The sequence below is a fragment of the Arthrobacter sp. Hb9-2 genome (genome assembly GCF_059091165.1).
Genome location: NZ_JBNHGJ010000028.1, coordinates 38,987 through 62,668, shown reverse-complemented (window position 1 = coordinate 62,668; position 23,682 = coordinate 38,987). Strand labels below are relative to the sequence as shown.

Genomic DNA, 23,682 nt, shown 5'->3' with positions numbered 1-23,682 from the left:
GCCCTGCTTTAGGTTATTCCTTCAGGCACTTTGCTCGAAGGGACCGGTCATGGCCAACATCGCTGAGGTTTTGGGACGGCTTACGCCGGAAGAACTTGATGAGCTTCGCATTCTTGGCCCGCAGGGCCACCTGCCGCGGCACTTGGTTGACGCCTTGGACCGTGCGGCGGGCGGACCCGGATCAGGCCGTGGCTATTACGTGCCCACAGGAAACGTCAGCGCCACCGGCGGCCCGCTCCTGGTGCTGCGCAGCGATGTTTCCGGCTGGCTCTTCAATTCACACAAGGACGACCCCGATTCGTTGTCGCAGCACGGCTGATCCACTGCCCAAGTTCGGTCCGGCTTGCCAGGCCGGCCGCGAGGATGCTGGCCACCGGGGTCCTGACAGGCTGCGCCAAACCGGCTGATGGCTTAGTCTTCAGCGCATGGGATCGTGAATGTTGCGGTGGTACCCACACTCGGGGTGCTGGCGAGGCTGATCGATCCGCCATGGGCTTCGATGATCGTTTTGCTGACCGGCAAGCCCAGGCCGGCGCCCGGGATGGCGGTTTCACGGGACCGCGCCGATCGGAAGAACTTCGTGAACGCCTGCTCCTGCTCTTCCGCGCTCATGCCAACACCGGTATCCGCAATCGAACAGACAAGCGCTTGCCCATTCCTCCGTGCCAGCGCCGTGATCCGTCCGCCCTCCTTCGAATACTTGATGGCGTTGGAGAGGAGGTTGCCGAGCACCTGGCGGATCCGGCCTGGGTCAACGCGGGCGGGCAGGGGCTGCTCGACGTCGAGCACCAGTTGGAGGCCGTTCATGGCTGCCTTGGGGATGGTCGCATCAACTACTTCCGTCACCAGCTTGGCCAGGTCCGTGTCCTCCAGGGACAGCTCCACGCGCTCCGACGCGACGGCGATCAGGTCGTTGACCAGGCCCAGCAGGTGTTGGGCATTCCGGTGCACCACCAGGAGCTCAGCCTGGATTTCCTCGTGGCCGGGCTCGTCCAATACCAGCTCAAGGTAGCCGAGGATCGATGTCAGCGGTGTCCGCAGCTCGTGGGAAACGGTGGCAACAAAGTTGTCCTTGGCTGCCAACGCGCTGATCAAACGCGTTACGTCCACGAATGTCAGGACCGAACCCCCGCCCTTCCCTTGGCTGGCAGGTATGCCGTGGGCGCCCACCGAATATGCACGTTGCTGGGCCGGGTCGCCGGGGTCGCCGGTCCAATACAGCTCATCGGAAATGGTGGAGCCGCTGATGGCACGCGACACCGGCGACAGGTCCGGGGGCACCGGAGAGGACCGGTCTGCCAGGAAAAGCCCGCCGTGGCCGGCCGCTTCAGTGAGGGCGGCCAGCGCGGGATCGGCTTGCATCGCCTTATTCGTCAGGACGGTCCTGCCCTCAGCATCCACCACCCAGACCCCTATTCCTACTGCTGCCAGCACTGCGTCCAGAAGGCGCTGGCGGCGCACGTTCTCCGCGAGCGTCTGCGCCAGTTCATGCTCACTGTGCAGGAGTCTTTGGTGTTGCCGGAGAACGATGCCGGCCACCGCATACGCCGTCACTGCGATAGCTGACATTACAAGGGGCAGGAATATCATCCGGATCATTTCCGGTGGAGCCGGAGATGAGCCGGCGACGGCGGTGGGGACCGCAGTGCTGAGCACCGCCCCAAGGATGGCAAGGAAAAGCATGTGCCGGCGGCGGCGCACGGAAAGCCAAATGACGGGAAACACCAGCAAAAGGCTCAGGACGTTGAAGGCCGGCCCGCCGGCTTCCCCTGTGAACCCGATAGAGACGCAGTCAAGGATGGGAATAGCGGCAGAGGCACCTGGCGGCAGTTTTGCCCATGGTATGGCAAGGCAGGCGGCGAAGATCGCCGTGTGGGCCAGCAGTGCCAGGCGGAACATGTCACTTGCCAAGGTGGCCGGGCTGAACGCCGCGGCAGCTGCCACCACCAGGCAAACGGTGATGGTGAGGGGCAGCTGGGCCAGCACAACCCTGCCCCGGTCTCCGAGCCGTCCATAAATCGCATCAACTCTGTCGGCAAGGGGGCCGTTGATGGCAAACTCCCCGGCATCGACGAACGCAGCCCTGTTCGATTCTTGACGTTGCTTCACCAATCTGGCCCCCCAGCGCAGAAATAATAACCCTCTGGCTGCTTGAAAGTAGCTTCAGAGTACCGGTGGAAGCAAGACATCGCTGGTGTTTCCCACCCGCAAGCTCTACCCATGCTTCATGGAATTATCCAATCAGCAGGCTCAAGGCTTCCGTCAAGTGCTCCACTTCACGCACCGAGAAACCGGCCGGAACGGGCCCCGGCCCGGTATGGCTTGCCGGAACCACTGCGTGGGTGAAGCCCAGCCGGTGGGCCTCCTGGATGCGCTGGTTGATGCCGGGGACGGGGCGGACCTCGCCGGCCAGGCCCACCTCGCCGAAGGCAACCAGCCGGATGGGCAACGGCTTGCGGGCCTTGGCTGAAGCCACGGCAAGGGCAACAGCGAGGTCCGTGGCGGGTTCGCTGAGCTTCACTCCGCCCACCGTAGCCACGTAGGAATCATCCTTGTGCAGCAAGGTACCGGCCCGTTGCTGCAGCACGGCCAGCAGCATGGAAACCCTGGAACTGTCGAGGCCGCTGGTGGCCCGCCGCGGCTGCGAGTTGGGGCTCTCGGCGAGCAGTGACTGCACCTCCGCCAGCAGCGGACGCCGTCCTTCCATGGTTACGGTGATGCACGTGCCCGAAACAGGATCCTTGGTGCGGCTGACAAAGAGCCCGCTGGGATCGGCGAGCCCTTCGATGCCGTTTTCGTTCAGGTCGAAGCAGCCCACGTCGTCGGTAGGCCCGTAGCGGTTCTTGACCGCCCGGAGCAACCGGAGCCGGGAATGGCGTTCACCCTCAAACTGGCACACCACGTCCACCAGGTGCTCTAGCAGCCGCGGCCCGGCGATGGAGCCATCCTTGGTCACGTGACCCACCAGCAGGGTGGTCATGTTCCGCCTTTTGGCCGCGGCAATGATGGAAGCTGCCACTTCCCGGACCTGCGAGACGCCGCCGGCACTGCCGTCAACATCAGCGCTGCTGAGGGTCTGTACCGAGTCCACGATCAGCAGCCGCGGCTCAATCTTCTCCACCTGCCCGAGGGCCTGGCCCAGGTCCGTCTCGGCGGAGAGATACAGGGATTCCGCGACGGCGTCGATCCGCTCCGCGCGCAGCTTCACCTGCGCTGCGGACTCCTCGCCGGTCACGTACAGCACGTCCTGCGCCGTTCGGGCAAACTTCGCGGCCACGTCCAGAAGGAGGGTGGACTTGCCGACGCCGGGTTCGCCGGCGAGCAGGATGACGGCACCCGGGACCAGGCCTCCGCCCAGCACCCGGTCCAGTTCGTCAACGCCCGTTGGCAGGTAGGCGGCTGTGGTGGCGTCCACCTCGGCGATTCGGCGCGCGGGCTCCAGAACGGTGGTAGCCGCCGTCGTCCGCGCCACTGCGGTGCCGGTTTCCTCCACGGTGCCCCATGCCTGGCACTCGCCGCACCGGCCCACCCACTTGACGGTGGTCCAGCCGCATTCGGCGCACTTGTAGGCGGGCGCCTTGGATGCCCGGGAAGTCTTGGTAGCCATGCGTTCCACCCTAGTGGCGGGCACTGACATTCCCCGCCCGGCTCCAAGCCTCGAGCGGCCGTGCCCTAGGCCCGCAGGTCGTGGATCACGGTGAGAGAGCGCTCTCTTGACAGTGATCGGCGTCACCAATAGAGTTCAGGAACTTGCTAGAGAGCGCTCTCTCGGCACCGGCAGTCCCACACAAAGGAGTGATCTTGAAATTTGCACGTCGACATACAGCGGCCGCCATCGCGGGCGCAGCGGCCCTGGCCATGATGGCCACCAGCTGCAGCAGCAGTACAGGACAGGCAGCAAGCGCAGACAACGCGGTGGAGCTCACGGTCACCACCTTCGGAACGTTCGGCTATGACGATCTTTACGGTGAATACGAGCAGGCCAACCCTGGAATCAAGATCAAAGCCACCAACATCGACCGCGGAGCGAACGCACGCACCGACGCCTTCACCAAGCTCGCAGCCGGTTCCGGCCTCAGTGACGTGGTGGCCATCGAGGAGGGCTGGCTGGGATCCATTATGGAGGTTTCGGACCAGTTCGTGGACCTGAACGAGCACGGCGCAGCGGGCATCAAGGACAACTGGGTGGACTGGAAGTTCAAGCAGGGCACTGATCCGGACGGCCGTGTCATCGGGTACGGAACGGACATCGGACCGCAGGGCCTCTGCTACAACGGCAAGCTGTTCGAGGCTGCCGGCCTGCCGAAGGACCGCGAATCAGTAGCGAAACTTTTTGGCGGCGACGACGCCACCTGGGAGAACTACTTCAAGCTTGGCGAGCAGTACAAGGCGGCCACCGGAAAGGCCTGGTACGACCAGTCCGGCTTCGTCTGGAACTCCATGGTGAACCAAATGGAGGAGGGCTACTACACCAAGGACGGCGAGCTGAACATCGAGGGCAACTCCGAGATGAAGGCCAGGTTCGAGATGCTGGCTGCCGGCACCGCCTCCGGATTGTCCGCCAACCAGACCCAGTGGGACTGGGGCAACGGCAAGGCGTTCACTGACGGTTCCTTCGCCACCTTCGTCTGCCCAGGCTGGATGCTCGGCACCATCAAGGGCCAGCTGGAATCAGCGGGCGGCGGCACCGACAGTGGCTGGGACTTCGCCGACGTCTTCCCCGGCGGTGCCTCGAACTGGGGCGGAGCATTCCTCTCAGTGCCCAAGACCTCCGAGCACCCGGCAGAAGCGGCCAAGCTCGCGGCATGGCTGACTGCCCCTGAGCAGCAGGTCAAGCAGTCGGCTGCGGCCAACAACTTCCCCAGCACCCTGAAGGCGCAGGAGAAGCTCGTGGCCGACGCCACCCCCAACGTGCTGTTCAACAACGCCCCCACCGGCGTCATCCTTGCCAACCGCGCCAAGGGCGTGGTGGCCCAGTTCAAGGGGCCCGACGACTCCGTAATCCAGGAGAACGTGTTCGGCCCGGCGATGAAGATGCTCGACGGCGGCACGGCCGATGCGGACAAAGCCTGGTCCGAAGCCCTGACGCTCCTCAACGACCTGGTCGTAAACAACTAGCACCACCCGCTGTGGGGCCTCCCGGAAAGGGAGGCCCCCCGATGGAGGGCAAGAGCCCAATGACAACCACCCTGAACCGCCCCGCCAAACCCGCGGCCATCAAAGCCAAGCCAACCTTTCGGCAGAAGCTGAACGTCTTCGACGTCAAGGCGTCGCCCTACTTCTACATCGCTCCGTTCTTTATCCTGTTCGCCCTGGTGGGACTGTTCCCGCTGGTGTACACGTTCGTGGTCAGCCTCTTCGACTGGCACCTGCTCAAGGGCCAGGGCCAATTCGTGGGACTGCAGAACTTCGTAGAGGTCCTGCAGGACAGATTCTTTTGGAACTCCCTCTTCAACACGGTGAGCATCTTCCTGCTGTCCGCCATCCCGCAGCTTGCCGTTGCACTCTTCCTGGCGGCCATGCTGGACCAGAACCTGCGGGCCAGGACGTTCTGGCGCATGAGCGTACTCCTGCCCTACATCGTCACCCCGGTGGCAGTAGCCATGATCTTCACCAACATGTTCGGCGAACAGTACGGACTGATCAATAACGTGCTGGGCAACTTCGGCCTGGACCCGGTGATGTGGAAGAGCGAAACACTGCCCAGCCACATCGCCATCGCCACAATGGTGAACTGGCGCTGGACCGGTTACAACGCCCTGATCCTGCTTGCGGCAATGCAGGCCGTTCCCCGGGACCTCTACGAGTCAGCCGCCCTGGACGGAGCCGGCGCCGTCCGCCGGTTCTTCAGCATTACCCTGCCGAGCATCCGGCCCACCATGGTGTTCGTGGTCATCACCTCCACCATCGGCGGCCTGCAAATCTTCACCGAGCCCCGCCTCTTTGATCCCGCCACGGCCGGCGGCTCGCAGCGGCAGTTCCAGACCACGGTCCTGTACCTCTGGGAAATGGCCTTCCAGCGCCAGAACTTTGGCAAGGCATCCACCATCGCCTGGCTGCTCTTCCTGATCATCGTGCTGTTCGGCCTCATCAACTACCTGATCTCGCGGCGGATCGCCACGGCCGACGCCGCCAAGCCCCCACGAGCAGCCCGGAGAGCTGTGCGGAAACGCGCCGAAAGGACCAAGCGATGACCACCATCGAAGGCATTTCCACTGCGCCGGTTGAAGCCCCGAACCCAAGTAACAAACCTGTCGCCGGCCCGGCACGGTTGCGGAAGCGCCTTTTCGGCTCCGGTGAAAGACCAGGATTTCTGACCTACGGCCTGCTCCTCTCATTCCTGGTGTCCTCGGCCTATCCGCTCTGGTGGTCCGCCGTTATCGGCAGCCGGTCCAATGAGGCCCTGGGTGAGACGTGGCCGCCGCTGCTGCCGGGCGGGAACTTTTGGACCAACGTGGGTGAGGTCTTCGACACCATTCCCTTCTGGCTGGCCTTGGGAAACAGCGTCCTCATTTCCTGCATCATCACCGTCTCCGTTGTCGGCTTCTCCACGCTGGCCGGCTACGCCTTCGCCAAACTGCGGTTCAAGGGCCGGAACGGGTTGATGCTTATGGTCGTGGCCACCATGGCCATCCCCACCCAGCTGGGCATCATCCCGCTCTTCATGGTGATGCGCACCCTGGGATGGACGGGGGAGATCGGTGCTGTGGTGGTTCCTACGCTGGTGACGGCGTTCGGCGTCTTTTTCATGCGGCAGTACCTCGTGGACGTGATTCCGGACGAACTCATCGAGTCCGCAAGGATGGACGGAGCCACCATGATTTCCACTTTTTGGCACGTGGCCATCCCCGCTGCCCGGCCCGCCATGGCCATCCTGGGTCTGTTCACGTTTATGACGGCCTGGACGGATTTCCTCTGGCCCCTGCTGGTGCTCGACGCCGGCAACCCCACTTTGCAGACGGCACTCAGCCAACTGCAGTCCGCCCGCTACGTGGACTACTCGGTGGTCCTCGCCGGAGCGGTCCTGGCAACACTCCCGTTGTTGGTGCTCTTTGTGCTGGCCGGAAAACAACTTATCTCAGGAATCATGCAAGGAGCAGTGAAGGGCTAATGGAGCACCCGACGTACAAGAGGCAATGGCCCGAGGGCTTTATCTGGGGATCGGCGACGGCGGCCGCACAGATAGAGGGCGCCGGCCGCGAAGGCGGCAAGGAAGATTCTATCTGGGACCACTTTGCCCGGATCCCCGGTGCCATTGCCAACGGCGACCATCTTGAGCAGGCGGTGGACCACTACCACCGGATGCCCCAGGACGTCCGGCTGATGAAAGAGCTGGGGCTGGCCTCATACCGGTTCTCCACCAGCTGGGCCCGGGTGCGTCCCGGAGACAGGGCAGTCAACCGGGAGGGATTGGACTTCTACTCCCGGCTGGTGGACGAACTTCTTGAAGCAGGGATCCTGCCATGGCTCACCCTTTACCACTGGGACCTGCCGCAGGCACTCGAGGAAAAGGGCGGCTGGGCCAACCGGGACACCGCCTACCGGTTCGTCGAGTACGCCAACGATGTGTACTCGGCGCTGGGGGACAGGGTCCATCACTGGACCACCTTCAACGAGCCTTTTTGTTCTTCCCTCCTGGGCTACGGGTCCGGGGTCCATGCTCCCGGCCGGCAGGAGCCTTCCGCAGCAATCGCTGCCGTACACCACCAGCACCTGGCCCACGGCTTGGCGGTACATGCGCTGCGGGACAGGGGAGCACAGCATCTTGGGATCACCCTTAACCTCAGCAATTCGATCCCGCGGGACAGCCAGGACCCGGTGGACCTTGACGCTGCCCGCCGGTTTGACTCCCTGCAGAACCGGATCTTCCTCGACCCGATCCTGCGGGGAAGCTACCCGGAAGATTCCCTGCGGGACCTCGCCCCGTTCGGCCTGCCGGACGTTATCCTGCCCGGGGACCTGGAGATCATCAGCGCACCCCTGGACTTCCTCGGGGTGAACCACTACCACGATGACCTGATCAGCGGCCACGCGGACGACGCCGGAAGCGACGGCCATTCCGGCGGCGCGGAGCGCCCCTCCGTTTCACCGTGGATCGGCTCCGAGTACATTGCGTTTCCCAGCCGGGGCCTGCCCCGGACTGCAATGGGCTGGGAAGTAAACCCGGACGGGTTGCGCAAACTCCTGGTCCGGCTGGGGGAGGAGTACCCGTCCCTGCCGCCGCTGTACATCACCGAGAACGGGGCCGCCTATGAGGACAGTGTCAGCGCCGACGGCGCCGTCCACGACGAAGAGCGGACCGCGTTCATCCTGGAGCACGTGGCTGCCGTGGGCGAAGCCATCGACCAGGGCGCGGACGTCCGCGGCTACTTCGTCTGGTCCCTCCTGGACAATTTTGAATGGTCCTGGGGCTACGGAAAACGCTTTGGGATTATCCGCGTGGACTACGGCACGCTGGAAAGGACAGTCAAGGACAGCGGCAAGGCCTATTCGGAACTGATTGCCGCCGCAAAGAGGTACGCTTCCCGGCCCGCTGCATCCTTGCCCGGTTAAACTGAAATCCCCGGCCAAGTGCCAGCCAGACCACGGAGCGATGATTGTGAAGCAAGACACCAGCGGAAGCCGGCCAACGCCCACCCTTGAAATGGTGGCAGCGCTGGCCGGGGTCTCCCGCGCCACCGTCTCGCGGGTGGTCAATCACGTTCCAAGCGTGGACGAGGACATTGCGGCGAAGGTGCGCCAGGCCATCCTTGCCGTAAACTACACGCCAAACCGGGCAGCGCGGTCCCTGGCAAGCAGGCGGCCCAACTCCGTGACGCTCATCGTCCCGGAGTCCACGTCGAAGGTGTTTGCGGATCCCTTCTTCGCGTCAGTTGTCCAGGGCGTGGCGTTGTATCTGGGGGAGACTGACTACACCCTGAACATGGTCATCGCCTCGGAAGCCAAGCCCGAGAAGACGAGAGCATTCCTGCTCGGCGGCAACGTGGCGGGCGCGCTGGTGGTATCCCACCACGCCGGTGACAGGTCCTGGACCCACCTGAGTGATTACATTCCCATGGTGTTCGCCGGCCGGCCGCTGGGAGAAGGCGCCCGCTACTACGTGGACGTTGACAATGAAGCTGCAGCGGCGGGTGCAACAAGGGTCCTGGTCGAGGGCGGGCGGACGCACATTGGCACCATCGCAGGCCCGCAGGACATGCCGCCCGGCATAGACCGCCTCAACGGGTGGAGATCTGCCATGGCCGAGGCCGGGTTCGAGGATTCCCTGGTGGAGTACGGGGACTTCACCCTGGCATCGGGGGCGAAAGCGATGCGCCGTCTGCTGGCCAGCGGGCGGCAGGTGGACGGCCTGTTCGTGGCCAACGACCAGATGGCCGCCGGCGCCTACACTGTGCTCCAGGAACGCGGGCTCCGCATCCCCCAGGACGTAGCAGTGGTGGGCTTTGACGACGATTCGTTCGCGACTTCGGTAAACCCGCCGCTCACCACCGTGCACCACCCGATCATTGAGATGGGAAAAAAGATGGCCGAAATCCTGGTAGATCTGATCGAGGGCAAGGACGCTGACCGTGTCACGCGGATCCCCACCTCACTCGTGATCCGTGAGTCTGCCTGATGGCTGGCAACGCGCTGAGCGGCAGCACGGGAAGTGACGTGACGCTCCGCTGGGGCGTTGTGGCAACAGGACGCATCGCGCACCGGGTCACCCGGGACCTCGCCTGCCTTGAAGGCGCGGAGCTGTACGCGGTAAGTTCGCGCAGCAAGGGTTCGGCGGACGCATTCGCTGAAGAGCACGGCTTTGCCGTCAGTTATCACGACGGTCTTTCCGGAACCGGATACCAGCAGCTCTTTTCCGATCCCCGGGTCGATGTGGTGTACGTGGCCACCCCGCATGCACAGCACTTCGAGGTTGCCCGTGCGGCGCTGGAAGCCGGGAAGCATGTCCTGTGTGAAAAACCCTTCACCATCAACGCCGGAGAGGCCCGCGAGCTGGTCCGGTTGGCCCGTGAACGGGGTCTTTTCCTGATGGAGGCCGTGTGGACCCGCTTCCTGCCGGCAACCCGACGAGCCCTGGAGCTGACCGGCGGCGGGGAGATCGGAGCGGTCTGCTGGGTCCAGGCCGATCTGGGCTTTCCAGCTGCCTACGACCCTGCCGACAGGCTGTGGGATCCGGCGGCCGGCGGGGGAGCGCTGCTGGACCTTGCCGTTTACCCGCTGACCTGGGCCATCGCTGCCCTCGGCTTCCCCTCAGGGCTCATGGCAAGAGGCCATTTGAACCGGGACGGCGTGGACGTCCAGAATTCCATCACCCTGGAATACCCGGAAGGGGCTGCAGCGCAGCTGACCTCCTCACTGCAGGCTGCGGGACCAGGTACCGCCACCATCAGCGGAACCGCCGGCTGGATCAGGACCGGTTCCCCGCTGTACAACCCGCGCATGCTGGAGATCTGCGGGCTGGACGGGAGCATCCGTGTGGAGGAATTCGCAGAGGACACTGAGGGCTTTATCCACGAACTGCGCGAAACCGCCCGCTGCATCCGCGCAGGCCTGCAGGAGAGCCCGCTGATGCCCTGGAATGAAACCGTGCAGGTGATGGAACTGCTGGACGAAGCACGGCAGCAGCTGGGGCTGCGCTACCTGAATGATGAGCAGGCGCGTTAAACACCGGGTCTACCTAGAGCGCGGGCAACACATCCCGGGCTTCACGCGCGTCCATCCCGGTGGCCTCCAGCAGGTCCACCATCAGCGGGCGGTACAGCATCACCACCGTTTCGCCTTCCAGCCTCTGCACCTCCAGCAGCTTCGGATGCAGGCGCAGGGCTATCTCGCTCAAGTCCCGGCGGGCGGTGCGCAGATGGGCGCGGCGTACGCCGTCGTGCGTTTCCGCCAAGCCCAGCGAAAGCTCATCGATCGCGGCAGCGGTCTCCTGCAGCACCTCCGCGATGTTTTCCGTCGCCTCGTCCGAAAGCGCCGCGTGGTTGATAGCGCTCGTGAGCCGCCGCGCGAAAACCCGGCTGTTCCTCAACGCCAGGTCAATGAAGTCCAACGATTGCTTCAGCTGGTCGAGCTCTTCCCGGTGCCGCCTGTAGGCGGGCGCCAGGGTGGCCACCTCCCCGGACGCGCGGAGGGACTGGCGCATCCCGTCCACCAGCGGCTGGCAATTCCGCCCCCGGATAAGGGCATGCCAGGCCTGGGTGGAGTCGCTCTTAACCAGGGCGTCCCCGCACTCGCGCAGCACCTCGGCAAGTTCATGCAGCAGCTTCTGCACATCCTTGCGCGGCTCCCGGCGCGGATCCTTGGGGATAAGGATGGTCACCAGCAGCGCGCAGAGGCCGCCCACCACCGCGTCAATGCTCCGCGTGAAGGGTCCCCCTGCCGGCGCGGGCAGGAGTACAACCAGCAACGACTGCAGCCCCAGTTGCGTGGTGAAGATGGTGCCGCTGTCCAGGAAGCGGGCCAGCAGGATGGAGAAAAGAAGGACGACGGCGGCCTGCCAGATCCCGCCGCCCAGCCAGTGCAGGAGCAGATCACCTACGGCGATGCCGATGGTGCAGCCCATGCCCACCTCAACTACCCGCCGCAGCCGCGGTTCGCGGGAAAAACCCAGCGCAATCAGGGATGAGGTGGCGGCGAACAAGGGCCCGGAGTGCCCCAGCACATACTCGGCGAAAGCATACGCACCCACGGCACAGACAGTCATTTGGATTGCAGGAACCAACGAGTTCCGGCTGCGGATGAGCCCGGTGCGGATACGGCCGCGCAGGAACCGCCTGCCTGCTGAAAGTCCTGCTGCCGAAGCCATGCGTTCCAGTCTATTTGCTGGACGTCCACTACGGCCGGACATGTGATCTGCGCAATGGGAACCCGGCACTTGTAAGCCATTATCCCGCCGTCGTTAATGTTCCGTTCACTTTGGACAGCCCATCCCGTTACCTACGGCCCATACCTTCGATAAACGTACAGAACGTACGCATCGCGCTGCAGGGTTCTCCGTCCCTGCCCGCACCTGAATAACCCTGGAAGGGGTACATCTAGTGAAGGCACTCCGCTTCGGCCGCCACGCGGCTATCGCTGTTCTCGCAGCCGGCGCACTCGCGCTCACCTCCTGCGGTTCAGACAACGCCACGGGCACCACCCCCGCCGGCGAACAGACTTCCGGCGGCCCGAAGGTCACCGGCACCCTCACCGGCATCGGCGCATCCTCCACCGGCGCAGCCATGGACGCCTGGAAAGCCGGTTTCGCTTCCGCAAACCAGGGCGCCACCGTGCAGTACTCCCCGGACGGCTCCGGCGCTGGCCGCAAGGCCATCATCGACGGCTCCGCACAGTTCGCCGGTTCGGACGCTTACCTGAAGGACGAAGAGCTCGAAAGCTCCAAGGCAGTTTGCGGTCCCGACGGCGCCATCAACATCCCCGTCTACATCTCACCGATCGCCGTGGCCTTCAACGTTCCCGGTGTCACCGAGCTGAAGCTGGACGCAGCCACGGTCGCCAAAATCTTCCGCGGTGAAATCGCCAACTGGAATGATCCCGCCATCGCCGCCCTGAACGAGGGCGTCACCTTGCCGGACCTCAAGGTCACGCCGGTGAACCGCTCGGACGATTCCGGAACCACCACCAACTTCACGGACTACCTGGCCTCCGCAGCACCTGAGGTATGGACGGACGCGTCCTCCGGTGTCTGGCCTGCAAGCCTGCAGGGCGAGAACGCCAAAGGCACCTCCGGTGTTGTCAAGACCGTCACTGACACCCCCGGCGCCGTGACCTACGCGGATGACTCCGCAGTGGGCGGCAAGCTCGGCACCGCGGCCATCAAGGTGGGCGAGGAATTCGTCAAGATCTCCGCCGAAGCTGCCGCCAAGGCCGTGGAAGCGGGCAACCCCGTCGAGGGCCGCACCAGCAATGACGTGGCCATCAAGCTGGACCGCAAGACCACCGAATCCGGTGCCTACCCGGTGGTCCTGGTTTCCTACCACGTGGTCTGCAGCGCCTACGACAAGCAGGAAACCGTTGACCTGGTCAAGGCCTTCGAGAACTACGTAGTTTCCGAGGAAGGCCAGCAGGCCGCCGCGGATTCCGCAAAGTCCGCCCCGCTCTCCCCGGCCCTGGCCGAGAAGGCCACCGAGGCCATCGAGTCCATCAAGGTCAAGTCCTAATTACCGCTCTGAATCCGGGTTCCCCGCCTGCCGACAGGCAGTGCGGGGAACTTGGCTTTGGAAGCCACCCTTTCCAGTTCCAGTACCACCACGATCGAAGGGCCGTCGAATGACCGCCACCTCCCTGACCAGCACCCAGGGCGCCGGCCGCGCCGGGGACAAAATCTTTTCGGGTGCCGCACTGGCCGCCGGCTGCCTTATTCTCGCCGTCCTCTTCGGCGTCGCACTCTTCCTGGTGGTCCAGGCCATCCCGGCGCTGACCGCACCGGCCGCCGATATCCAGGGCGGTAAAGGCTTCTTCGCCTACATCTGGCCCATCGTCATCGGCACGCTCATCGCAGCGGTCATCGCACTGGTCATCGCCACACCCGTCGCCATCGGGGTGGCACTGTTCATCTCGCACTTCGCCCCGCGCGGCCTCGCGTCAGGGCTGGGGTACGTCGTGGACCTGCTCGCCGCCATCCCGTCCGTCATCTACGGCGCCTGGGGTGCAGCGTTCCTGGCCAGGGAAATCTCCCCGGCCTACAACTGGCTGGCGGAAAACCTGGGGTGGCTGCCCATCTTCCAGGGCCCGGCCTCGGCCACCGGCAAGACGATCCTCACTGCCGGCATCGTCCTCTCCGTCATGGTCCTGCCCATCATCACCTCCCTGTCCCGCGAGATCTTCCTCCAGACCCCCAAACTGCACGAGGAAGCCGCACTCGCGCTGGGTGCCACCCGCTGGGAAATGATCAAGATGTCGGTCCTGCCCTTCGCGCGCCCCGGCATCATCAGCGCAATCATGCTGGGCCTGGGCCGCGCACTCGGCGAGACCATGGCCGTGGCCCTGGTGCTGTCTTCCGGCGCCCTGACCGCAAGCCTGATCCAGTCCGGCAACCAGACCATTGCAGCCGAGATCGCCCTGAACTTCCCCGAGGCCAGCGGACTCAAGGTCAGCACGCTGATCGCCGCCGGCCTGGTCCTGTTCGTCATCACCCTGGCCGTGAACATGATCGCGCGCTGGATCATCACCCGGCACAAAGAATTCTCGGGAGCCAACTAAATGACCTCCACGCTTACTCCCGTCCGCAGCAAGCGCTCGCAGCTGACCAAGGGCCAGCTGCCAAAGTACGCCCCCTATGCCGTCCTCGCCGCCGCGCTGATTGCCGGCGCCGCGATCATGGCCCTGATCGGCTTCAATCCGTTCGGCTGGGGCATTGTCTCCGCGATCCTGTTCGCCATCGGACTGGTGTCCTGGAGCGCCGCCGTTGAGGGTTCCCGCAAGGCAAAGGACAAGCTCGCCACCTGCCTGGTGGTGGGATCCTTCCTGGTGGCGCTGCTCCCGCTCTTCTCGGTGATCTGGACCGTGCTGGCCAACGGTGTTCCCGGACTTATCAACCCGGGATTCCTTACCAACTCCATGAACGGGGTAACCGGCGTTTACGACAACAGGGCGGTGGAAGAAGGCGCACCCGTCCTCGGCGGCATCTACCACGCATTCCTGGGCACTGTGCAGATCACCCTGCTGGCCACCGTCATTTCAGTTCCGGTGGGCCTGCTGACCGCCATTTACCTTGTGGAGTATGGCAACGACGGCCGGCTCGCACGCGCCATCACCTTCTTCGTCGACGTGATGACCGGCATCCCGTCCATTGTGGCCGGCCTATTCTCCGCGGCTTTCTTCTTCGCCGTGGTCGGTCCCGGTACCAAGACCGGCGCCGTTGCCGCCGTCGCGCTTTCCGTGCTGATGATCCCCGTGGTGGTGCGGTCCAGTGAGGAAATGCTCAAGATCGTTCCCAACGAACTCCGCGAAGCGGCGTACGCGCTGGGCGTGCGCAAGTGGCGGACCATCATCAAGGTTGTCATCCCGACGGCGATCTCCGGCATCGCGTCCGGCGTGACCCTGGCAATCGCCAGGGTCATTGGTGAGACTGCGCCCATCCTGGTCACCGCCGGCTTCGCCACCAGCATTAACTCCAACGTGTTCAGCGGCTGGATGGCCTCGCTGCCCACGTTCATCTACACCCAGATCCTGAATCCCACGTCGCCGGCCAACCCGGACCCGTCCTCGCAGCGGGCCTGGGGCGCCGCCCTGGTGCTGATCATCCTGGTGATGGTACTGAACCTGGGCGCCCGGCTGATCGCTAGGGTCTTCGCCCCGAGGACGGGCCGCTGAGGCCCAGCTCCTTCCGGTCTTTTGGGCCGGACCATAGACTTCAATCCATACCCAGTTAGTGAAGGAACACCATGTCTAAGCGCATCGACGTCAAGGACCTGAACGTGTACTACGGCGATTTCCTTGCCGTGGAGGACGTCACCATCAACATCGAGGCCAAGTCCGTCACCGCGTTCATTGGTCCGTCCGGCTGCGGCAAGTCCACCTTCCTGCGGACCTTGAACCGCATGCACGAGGTGCTTCCCGGCGCCCGCGTGGAGGGCGAAGTCCTGCTCGACGGTGACAACCTGTACGGCCCCGGCGTGGACCCGGTTACCGTCCGCTCGCAGATCGGCATGGTCTTCCAGCGGCCAAACCCGTTCCCCACGATGTCCATCCGTGACAACGTGCTGGCCGGCGTGAAGCTGAACAACAAAAAGATCTCCAAGGGCGAGGCTGACGTCCTGGTGGAACGCTCGCTGAAGGGCGCCAACCTGTGGAACGAGGTCAAGGACCGGCTGGACAAGCCCGGTTCAGGCCTCTCCGGCGGCCAGCAGCAGCGCCTCTGCATTGCGCGGGCCATTGCCGTGGAACCTCAGGTGATCCTGATGGACGAGCCATGCTCTGCCCTGGACCCCATCTCCACCCTGGCCATTGAGGACCTCATCAATGAGCTCAAGGACCAGTACACCGTGGTGATCGTGACCCACAACATGCAGCAGGCCGCCCGCGTCTCAAACCGTACGGCTTTCTTCAACATCGCGGGCACCGGCAAGCCGGGCAAACTGATCGAGATCGGTGATACCCACACCATCTTCAGCAATCCCACACAGAAGGCAACTGAGGACTACGTTTCCGGCCGCTTCGGATAATCCCCAGCCGCGCCCCAGGCTCGCACGCTCGCCCGGGGACCCCTGCGGCCGTGGGCCCACAGCCGGCTGAACCAGGCGCGGGTGCGGCTACTCCGGCACTTCCAGCTGGAAACCGCACCGGCAGCGCAGGACCCTGGTGGGAAGTGAGACGGAGCTGAGGGCGCCACCGCCGGAACTGCTGCGGTAGCACAGGCGCTCGATTTCGAACTCTGCTTCCTCCATGGGAAAGCCGCAGTGGATGTAGTCATCACCGAACATGATGACTTTCGCCATCCAGCGCACCTGGTGCAGGGCCGCGGCCACGTCCGCCGCGTAGGCAAGGTGTTCGTGGAACCGGCGGCAGTTATTGCATGTGTAGGAAACTGTGACCAAGTCGCCGTTGGCCCCACCCATGGCCATGATGGCGTGGATGGTCAGGTGATGTTCCGTTCCGCACACTTCGCATTCCATATGCCGTGGCTGGGGCAGGGATTGCCGGGGATTCGAGTTAGCCACAATGCCTGCTCTTTTCCACAACGTGCATCCAGTCCGCCGATATGCTGCAGCGGCGTTCATCCGCGGCCCTGCACCCGGCGGCGGATATCAGCCCCCGGCAACAGCGCGTTGGAGGCGTACTTCCGAATTTACGTCACATGGATCGACCTGTACAGGCCGGCAAGGGCGGACAGACTTCCGGAAGGGTGGAAGTCCCGGCCTCCGCGGCGCCGTCGCTGCCGTTGGCGGCCAGACGTCTGGCACCGCTTATCCGGCCACCGGGGAAAGTGCCAGCGCCAGGACAAATGCCAGGGCAGCCGTTGCCGCAGGAGTCAGGATCCAGAGGCCCACGATGCGGATCACGAGCTTTCGGTTGGTCACCGAAAAATGCTGGTTCTCGCCTGCGCCCAGCACGGCTGAGGTAACGGTGTGTGTGGTGGAGAGGGACCACTGCAGCCCGATGGCGCCCACAAACAGCATGAGGGCGCTGAAGATCTGTGCCACCGAGCCGCGCAGCGGATCAACACGGGTGATCTTGTAGCCGATGGTGTGTGAGATCCGCCAGCCCCCGTACATTGTGCCGGCGGTAATCATGACCGCAGAAAGCAGCGCCACCCACACGGGGACAGTCCCGCCGTCGGAATATCCTGCCGCCAGCAGGGCGAGGAGCAGCACCGCGTTGATCCGCTGGCCGTCCTGCAGTCCGTGGCCGAACGCCACCGCCCCGGCGGCAATGGACTGGCTTCGGCGGAAGCGCTGGTTCACCACATTGGGCTGCGTGTAGCGGGCGGCCCACGTGGCCGGGTAAACCAGCAGGAAGGACCCGCTGTAGGCAACCAGCGGCGACAGCACCAGTGGCAGGACAACCTGGAACAGCAGGGAGCGGTCCACTCCACCCACACCCGTGCCGCCCACTGCGAGGCTGGCGAGGCCGGCACCGGCAAGGCCGCCCACCAAAGCGTGCGTGGAAGAGGCTGGAATGCCCCGCCACCACAGCAGGATGCCCCAGGCAACGGCGCTGCCCAAACCGGCGAGCAGTATGTTGAGGCCGTCCGTACCGCCGGGAAGGTTGATCCAGGTTTGGCTGACGGCGACGGCAAGGAGTGCGCTCAGCAGGGCGCCGAGGAAGTTGAAGAAGGCAGCCAGCAGAACGGCCACGCTGGGCGTCAGCGCCCGGGTGCGCACGGCAAGGGCAACGGAGGTGGAGACGTCGCGGAAGCCGTTGACGAAGGCGAACACGGCCGTCAGGACAACCACCGCGCCGAAGATGACTGCTGTCACGTCAGGATTCCTTGACGATGATGCTGCCTACCTGGGTGGCGATGCGCCGCATGTCCTTGGTGACCTCCACCAGCTGGTTGGCAACGTCACGGTTGCGTGAGTACTGCGCCCACTTCATGTCCCTGATCATGTCCGCCACCCAGACGCGGTGCGTCCGTTCCGCACGTTTGGCAAGCCGCAAAATTTCGATCCAGTAATCCTCGAGGTCATCGAGGTTGTCGAGCCGGCGCATGGCGTCCACCGTGAGTTCAGCCTGCCGGCTGATGACCTCCAGCTGGTCCGCAGCCCTTTTGGGCAGCCTTTCCAGCCGGTAAAGCGCCACCAGCTCCGCCGCGGCATCCAGCTTCTCGATGGCCTCATTGAGGTAGCGGGACAAGGCGTACATGTCTTCGCGGGGGAGCGGGTTCACGAAGCTGGTGCGCATGTGGGTCAGGAGGGCGAAGTGCAGCTCGGCGGACCTGGCTTCGTGGTTGTGCATGTCCTCCACGAGCTTGCCGTGCTCCTCGGCGGGGACGCCGAGGATCTCGGCCAGGGTGGCACTGGCCAGCACGATTTGCTGCGCCATCTGGGATAAGAGGTTCAGCCCGGCGGGCTCCTGGGGAAAAAGGCGCAGCTTCACGTAGTTACCGGTCTCCGGGATAAGTACAGGGCGGGAGTTGCCTGCCGTGTGACTTGACCCCGGCGCGCAACTGACGCTAACTCTACCGGGCCGGAACTGCACCCCTGAAATGGGAAAACAGGAACGCGGGCACCAGCAATTGGGCAGAAAAATGGTGCCGAACCGGATACGCCTCTCGGCGGTAGGCCGCTCTAGGCGGCTGAATGTTGAAGCCCGGGGGTTTCGCGGCTCGGCACCAGTTTCAGTGTTCTACGTTGGTTGGCCCAAGTCAACATTGACAGATCCGGGGTCTTGGGTCAGTCGAGTTCGCCAAGGCGCCACGCGTTGGCGGCGTGCTCAAGGTCCTCGGCGGTTTTAACCAACTGGTGGGAATTGCGGGTCAGTTTGCTGGCGTGCGCCTCGTTGCCGTGTTCGGCACCGTCAGCGAGAGTCGCCTGGCCGAGCGCCACAACCCGGCAGAACGCGGCGGAACGCTCCAGCGCGACGTCGAACTCGCCGTCGAACGCGCCCGAAAGGATGGCATCAGCCATCGCTTTCATCTCGTCCGCGCCGGGAGGCTCAGCGGCTCCGGCCACTACGTTGGAGACCTGTGCAGTGTCCTTCCCTGCGCGGAAGTAAACCGAAATGCGCTCCGGGTCCTGGACCGTAGCCGCCCGCAGGGCGTACAACCGCCACAGCGCGCCGGGAAGGGAACGGGCGGGGCTCTCGGCCCACATCTCCGCGATGGCTTCCAGGCCCTGCTCGTCCGCAAGTTTGACCAGCCGGTCTGTCACTACGGGATCATCGCTGTCCCGGCCGTGGCGGACCAGCGCCTGGGCAGCGAGGTGGGCGGCCTCGGACACCCGGGCGGGATCGGCGCCGCCGGCGAAGGGTTCGAAGTCCACGGGCGCGAAAGGCTTCGGCTTGTGGTGCCGGTTGGCGCCGCCGTAATGGCTGGGACCTGTTTGCTCGCTCATGCCCCCCACGCTACTCCTGTGCCCTGCGGGAAATCGAGCATCCGGACAATGCCAGTCGGTGCCACAGAATGTCCGACGGCGGGACCAGGCCTGCGTGCGAATGGTGCCGTGACGATGGGTTAGAGTATTAACGTCCAGAAATGGACTGGGCCGGGTCGGCCGGTACAGTGTGCCGAAGCAGCCCGGCAGGGGCCTTTAGCTCAGTTGGTAGAGCATCGGACTTTTAATCCGTGGGTCGTGGGTTCGAGCCCCACAGGGCCCACCGTTTACGCAGGCCAGAGGCATCTAGCCTCTGGCCTGCTTGGGTTTAAGGGCCCAATAGGCCCGGGAACACTGCTTCATTGCCTCGCCTGAAAATCCCGCTTCGGGTGCACGCTGAACCAGGTGTTGACTTTGTAGTCGCGCAGGGAGCAGCTTTGGCGTGGGCAAGAGCTTCAAGCTGTCCGATCAGGTTAAGGATCTGCCGCGACCTTGCCGCTGGTTCGAGGCCTTTTGACCGCGCGTCCATAGTGATAACGGGCCGCTTGCGGACGCCGGGATGCCCGGCGGCTCGCTGATGCGGGGTGAGTGCCGGTACGGGCATGAGTATCCCGCAGGCGCCAAGCAGCAATCAGTGCTGCTACAAACTGGGCCACCAGCCACAGCACCGACACCCCTGGTAGCCCGTAGAGATGGGCAGCGGCTGCGGCAGGCACTACTGCAATGGCTGCTGCCAGGCATGCAACAGCGGTCGCTTCCGCCTGATGCTCACGGGCCCGGCAAACGCCGTAGTAAATTTGCGTCACACAACTCAGGACCAGTGCCGGGACCAGTACCGGAAGTAGAACCCAGTGTGGGGCGTACTGAGAGCCGAGCATTTGTAGGATGAAGGGACTTGCTCCAATCAGGACGCCCCCTGCTGCAAGGGTGAGGAAGAGACTGATTCGAAGCGCCCGTACAACCAGGCCCGGATGATGGCCGGGGACCGCGAGCTTAGTCTGCAGGGAATAGCCGGCGGACTGTTGAACGAAAAAGACTGCTGTTGCCAGCATCCAGACGACGTACCAGGCCGCAGTGGCCGAGGCGCTGAGTGTAGCAGCGATGATGAGAGGCAACACGTAGCCGGGTGCCCGGTCAGCCAGCATGAGGGGATAATTCCGGAGGGCGGGATGGAGTAGATTCAGGATTTGCCGAAACCGCAGGACGTATTTGCCCCCGGGACCACTTCCGCCACGGTATACCTGTAGCAGTCCAAGAAGTACGCTGGCTGCGGCTCCAGCAGCGACCGCGCCGACGACGGTGTTGAGACTGCGGTATCCGCCGGCCAGGCAAGTAGCCAGAAGGGCCAACTGGACGAGACTCTGGAGCAAGCTGCGCATCAACGCCAAGTGGGCTTGGCATTGAGCAGCATGGATATGGTCAAGCTGGTAAGCCGTGGTAGCGAAAAAAGCGGTAGCCAGAAACGCTGCCGCTGCTGTTGGATCAGCCCAGGCCTGGCCGACCCCAGGACCGAGGGCACCAGTTGTTATGAGCAGCGCAGTCGCGACTATGAGGGATGAGAGCCCTACAGTGAGCAGGCTTGTGGTTATCAGCCGACGCTCTTCGGTTTCCGCGGGCAGGAGGGTCAGTATGGCCGGGCCAACACCAAGCATCCCTACCTGAACTGTCAGCAGCGCCGCCGCGACGACCGCGGAAGCTAAGCCGAGCTCAGCCGGGGCCAAACGAATTGCAGCCAGGGCCCAAAATAGAAGGCCCGTGACCATGGGCACCACACGGGCTGCGGTTAACCAGATCGTGTTGCCGCCCAGAGAGAGTACCTTAGCGGCCAGGCGCACGAGCTACCCCCTGGCCTTCAGAACAGGTATGTAGCAGGAACGCTGCCGGGTGGGGCAAGTGGCGGGGGCGCTTATCGCTGCCGCGGAGGCATCGAAGCTGGGAGCTGATAAAGATACACAACTGCCTCACCATTTGCTTCATTGCATGGATATGAAATTGGCCGGTAAACGCTCCAACTCCCGGGAGCACCCCACCAGCGCTCCTAAGGACATAGTCAGTCGCTGGCCTGGCAAACCAACAACCATAGCATTGCCCTACCCCGCAGACTAGTGCCTGCACGGGGAGGAAAAAGCAGTAGTAAGTACTCGTTTCTGTGGCGTGCACTTACGTGCATCGTTCCGCCCCTGGGGCCTTCAGCAGCGACCCTGGATTGGGGGTTTTATAGGTAGGATCGCCCCCTTCCACTCAAGGCTGTGAAGACGTAAATTTGTCCCCATGAATCGCCACGAACAACCCGCCACGTGCGTGTCCGCACGTTCGCTGGGATGTTCCTTTCCGTGGCCGCTTTCCTTATGACTGCAGCGATGCCTGCCTTTGCAGCACCGCCCAAGCCAGGTAATACGGGCCTGAACGCACACCCTGCTGCGCTGGGTGATTTAAATGAACGCGACCTCGGGGTGGCCAGACAACGCAGTCATACGCGGCCCTCCTGAGTGCCCGGCCGCGCACAATGCTAACCGGGCAATGTCACGCCACAACATCCCGGATCCATACCGCAAGAAAGGAGCTGAAGAGCGGGACCATGATCACCCCGGGTGTGGGTGGAAATAATCCCGGCAAAACAGCAGTTGCGAAATTCTCATAACCGAACAGGTGCTGACAAAACGGGCGGCGTATGACCAAAGCCGTACACGGTGTGTCGAGGAAAAATAACTCATGTCCATGGCGCTGTAGCGGGTCCCTGACAGGCCAGACAGTCTGCAACGGAAATTCCCAAGAACTGGGCTGCTTTTGGCCAACTCTTCAATCGTCCGACGGCGGTTCCATAGTTCCGCGCTGGCGGCGAGCAACACGGAACATTGCATGCGGATCGGGAAATGCCGCTCCTGTTGTGTCCATCAAAGGGACGTGTCCCTGAATGTCACAGTTACAGTCCACGGGACGTCAGAGCCTCGGCGTAACGACCTGTCCGCCCCTTGATATGGACGCCTTGAGAATTTAGGACCCTCGCTGGGCAGGGACCGCCACTGGAAATTTCGAACGGAGTCAGTTATGCAGATAACACCGATGTATGTCCAGCGACTCGCGCGCACCGTATTAGCCCTACTCCTCGTGGCTGGCACAGCACTCGCCGCCCCACCGGCCTTGGCCGCCCCTGATCCCCTCACCTGTGCCGGTTATCCCGAAAAGCGGCACTTCGTTGATGCCCAGTCCTGGTGGTTGCCCACCGAGGGTGCGAGTCCGGCCGGTACCAACCATGGTCACATCCACGTTGGTGCTTGTATACCCGAACGCGAAACCGTAACAGGACCATTTACGCTTGATATCCGGATGGTGTTACATGATCCTGGCCGCCAAAAGGTCAATAGCGGCAGTACCTCAACGCCATACGTCTCGGTGGTCATGAAAGATAAGTCCATTGAGAAGGTGCAGTCCAAGATCTTCCAAACCGGTTGGACGTGTCCCACCCCGGGTACCTGCACCCGCTGGGGCCAGGTTAGCGTCAACCCATCCGTATTTTCGACCGACGGTTTCAAAGAAACGCGCCTGCGCTTCTTCTCTGACGTCGATGACGCTGCTGCGGGCGGCAAGACAGTTACGGCGAGTATGACCGCCAACCTCAACTTCCAGTATTACGTTGATCTGTCGCCCACCCGCGGCAATAGCGACGTCTCCCGCGATCCTTACTTGCGCGGTAAGGGATGGTACTCAGCCCCCGGCCGCAACCTCGCTGTGGGCGGGTACTGTGAAGCCGATCTCGTGACCGTTCCGGTTCCGAATACTCCCATCAGCGGCATATGGTCACCCGTTGTCAAGATGGTCTGGCACGGCAATGCGCGCGACCCGCACGTCACGGCCCATGAAGTCCGCATCGACCCCGATTTCCATAACAATAATCCCGGTGTAGTCGTTCGCCGGGCGGCCGGGGAGTACGACGGCCCGATCAGTATCGACACCACGCAGCTGACAAATGGCAAGCACACGCTGTTCCTGCGCGCGGATTGCAACGACCAGTACGGCCGCAACTCCACCACCTCGGGCGTCCTGACGGTGCCATTTGAGGTCGGCAACGGCATCGGATAGGTCTTGCCGCCTGGCTGTGGGTCGTGGGTTCGGCCCTTACCGGCGCACCCTTTAGGCGAAGAACGGGACAATCCCAGGCGGCCTCCTCCACGCCGCCGGGGAATGTCCTGGTGGCGGCAACCGGCACAAT

Annotated in this window: 20 protein-coding genes and 1 tRNA gene; 13 read left to right on the top strand and 8 right to left on the bottom strand. The window is 63.7% G+C overall.

Annotated elements, in window-relative coordinates:
* The first annotated feature begins 49 nt into the window (after positions 1 to 49).
* Positions 50 to 319 carry a hypothetical protein gene (locus tag AC5RV1_RS15545; protein ID WP_493995163.1) on the top strand — a complete coding sequence of 90 codons (270 nt, stop codon included), beginning with the start codon at positions 50 to 52 and terminating at the stop codon, positions 317 to 319.
* Between the two features lie 92 nt (positions 320 to 411).
* Here the strand turns inward: AC5RV1_RS15545 and AC5RV1_RS15540 are convergent, their stop codons facing one another.
* Both AC5RV1_RS15540 and radA read right to left on the bottom strand, forming a co-directional pair.
* On the bottom strand, positions 412 to 2,109 hold the full coding sequence (locus tag AC5RV1_RS15540) for a sensor histidine kinase (RefSeq protein WP_493995162.1): 1,698 nt from the start codon (positions 2,107 to 2,109) through the stop codon (positions 412 to 414).
* Between the two features lie 124 nt (positions 2,110 to 2,233).
* Positions 2,234 to 3,607: a DNA repair protein RadA gene (gene radA, locus AC5RV1_RS15535; RefSeq protein ID WP_163161373.1), complete on the bottom strand. Its 1,374-nt coding sequence runs from the start codon at positions 3,605 to 3,607 to the stop codon at positions 2,234 to 2,236.
* Between the two features lie 251 nt (positions 3,608 to 3,858).
* Here radA and AC5RV1_RS15530 point away from each other — a divergent pair, with 251 nt between their 5' ends.
* From AC5RV1_RS15530 to AC5RV1_RS15505, 6 genes are read left to right on the top strand one after another with little or no spacing between them, the layout of a single operon-like run.
* Positions 3,859 to 5,118, top strand: a complete 1,260-nt coding sequence (locus AC5RV1_RS15530; protein WP_493995172.1) for an ABC transporter substrate-binding protein — start codon at positions 3,859 to 3,861, stop codon at positions 5,116 to 5,118.
* Between the two features lie 59 nt (positions 5,119 to 5,177).
* On the top strand, positions 5,178 to 6,194 hold the full coding sequence (locus AC5RV1_RS15525; protein ID WP_493946028.1) for a carbohydrate ABC transporter permease: 1,017 nt from the start codon (positions 5,178 to 5,180) through the stop codon (positions 6,192 to 6,194).
* The gene (locus AC5RV1_RS15520) at positions 6,191 to 7,111 is read left to right on the top strand and encodes a carbohydrate ABC transporter permease (protein ID WP_493995161.1); all 921 of its coding nucleotides are present in this window, start codon (positions 6,191 to 6,193) and stop codon (positions 7,109 to 7,111) included. Before AC5RV1_RS15525 ends, AC5RV1_RS15520 begins: the two co-directional genes overlap by 4 nt.
* Complete coding sequence (locus AC5RV1_RS15515) at positions 7,111 to 8,553, top strand: GH1 family beta-glucosidase (protein WP_493995160.1); 1,443 nt, start codon at positions 7,111 to 7,113, stop codon at positions 8,551 to 8,553. Before AC5RV1_RS15520 ends, AC5RV1_RS15515 begins: the two co-directional genes overlap by 1 nt.
* Before the next feature lie 40 nt (positions 8,554 to 8,593).
* Positions 8,594 to 9,616, top strand: a complete 1,023-nt coding sequence (locus AC5RV1_RS15510) for a LacI family DNA-binding transcriptional regulator (RefSeq protein WP_493946031.1) — start codon at positions 8,594 to 8,596, stop codon at positions 9,614 to 9,616.
* A complete protein-coding gene (locus AC5RV1_RS15505; RefSeq protein ID WP_493946032.1) occupies positions 9,616 to 10,662 on the top strand; it encodes a Gfo/Idh/MocA family protein in 1,047 nt (348 codons plus the stop codon). Before AC5RV1_RS15510 ends, AC5RV1_RS15505 begins: the two co-directional genes overlap by 1 nt.
* A gap of 13 nt (positions 10,663 to 10,675) precedes the next feature.
* On the opposite strand, the gene AC5RV1_RS15500 is transcribed toward AC5RV1_RS15505, so the two are convergent.
* On the bottom strand, positions 10,676 to 11,803 hold the full coding sequence (locus AC5RV1_RS15500; protein WP_493995159.1) for an FUSC family protein: 1,128 nt from the start codon (positions 11,801 to 11,803) through the stop codon (positions 10,676 to 10,678).
* Between the two features lie 232 nt (positions 11,804 to 12,035).
* Between AC5RV1_RS15500 and pstS the strand changes: the two genes are divergently transcribed.
* The 4 genes from pstS (at position 12,036) to pstB (ending at position 16,163) form a co-directional block, all read left to right on the top strand.
* Positions 12,036 to 13,157, top strand: a complete 1,122-nt coding sequence (gene pstS / locus AC5RV1_RS15495; RefSeq protein ID WP_493946033.1) for a phosphate ABC transporter substrate-binding protein PstS — start codon at positions 12,036 to 12,038, stop codon at positions 13,155 to 13,157.
* A gap of 109 nt (positions 13,158 to 13,266) precedes the next feature.
* The gene (gene pstC / locus AC5RV1_RS15490) at positions 13,267 to 14,199 is read left to right on the top strand and encodes a phosphate ABC transporter permease subunit PstC (RefSeq protein ID WP_493946034.1); all 933 of its coding nucleotides are present in this window, start codon (positions 13,267 to 13,269) and stop codon (positions 14,197 to 14,199) included.
* Positions 14,200 to 15,312 (top strand): phosphate ABC transporter permease PstA, encoded by a 1,113-nt coding sequence (gene pstA, locus AC5RV1_RS15485; protein ID WP_493995158.1) that lies wholly within the window; start codon positions 14,200 to 14,202, stop codon positions 15,310 to 15,312.
* A 71-nt stretch (positions 15,313 to 15,383) separates the two neighbouring features.
* A complete protein-coding gene (gene pstB / locus AC5RV1_RS15480) occupies positions 15,384 to 16,163 on the top strand; it encodes a phosphate ABC transporter ATP-binding protein PstB (protein WP_163161406.1) in 780 nt (259 codons plus the stop codon).
* Between the two features lie 87 nt (positions 16,164 to 16,250).
* On the opposite strand, the gene AC5RV1_RS15475 is transcribed toward pstB, so the two are convergent.
* The 4 genes from AC5RV1_RS15475 to AC5RV1_RS15460 all read right to left on the bottom strand — a co-directional run bounded on the left by AC5RV1_RS15475 (position 16,251) and on the right by AC5RV1_RS15460 (position 19,493).
* A complete protein-coding gene (locus AC5RV1_RS15475) occupies positions 16,251 to 16,601 on the bottom strand; it encodes a hypothetical protein (protein ID WP_493946036.1) in 351 nt (116 codons plus the stop codon).
* 303 nt (positions 16,602 to 16,904) lie between these two features.
* On the bottom strand, positions 16,905 to 17,918 hold the full coding sequence (locus AC5RV1_RS15470) for an inorganic phosphate transporter (protein WP_493946037.1): 1,014 nt from the start codon (positions 17,916 to 17,918) through the stop codon (positions 16,905 to 16,907).
* Between the two features lies 1 nt (position 17,919).
* On the bottom strand, positions 17,920 to 18,537 hold the full coding sequence (locus AC5RV1_RS15465) for a nuclease PIN (protein WP_493995157.1): 618 nt from the start codon (positions 18,535 to 18,537) through the stop codon (positions 17,920 to 17,922).
* A 296-nt stretch (positions 18,538 to 18,833) separates the two neighbouring features.
* On the bottom strand, positions 18,834 to 19,493 hold the full coding sequence (locus AC5RV1_RS15460; RefSeq protein ID WP_163161414.1) for a hypothetical protein: 660 nt from the start codon (positions 19,491 to 19,493) through the stop codon (positions 18,834 to 18,836).
* 189 nt (positions 19,494 to 19,682) lie between these two features.
* On the opposite strand from AC5RV1_RS15460, the gene AC5RV1_RS15455 reads away from it, so the two are divergent.
* Positions 19,683 to 19,755, top strand: a tRNA-Lys gene (locus AC5RV1_RS15455).
* Between the two features lie 190 nt (positions 19,756 to 19,945).
* On the opposite strand, the gene AC5RV1_RS15450 is transcribed toward AC5RV1_RS15455, so the two are convergent.
* A complete protein-coding gene (locus AC5RV1_RS15450; protein WP_493995156.1) occupies positions 19,946 to 20,617 on the bottom strand; it encodes a polysaccharide biosynthesis protein in 672 nt (223 codons plus the stop codon).
* 1,903 nt (positions 20,618 to 22,520) lie between these two features.
* On the opposite strand from AC5RV1_RS15450, the gene AC5RV1_RS15445 reads away from it, so the two are divergent.
* Positions 22,521 to 23,552, top strand: coding sequence for a hypothetical protein (locus AC5RV1_RS15445; RefSeq protein WP_493995155.1), 1,032 nt, complete (start codon positions 22,521 to 22,523; stop codon positions 23,550 to 23,552).
* The last annotated feature ends 130 nt before the right edge of the window (positions 23,553 to 23,682 follow it).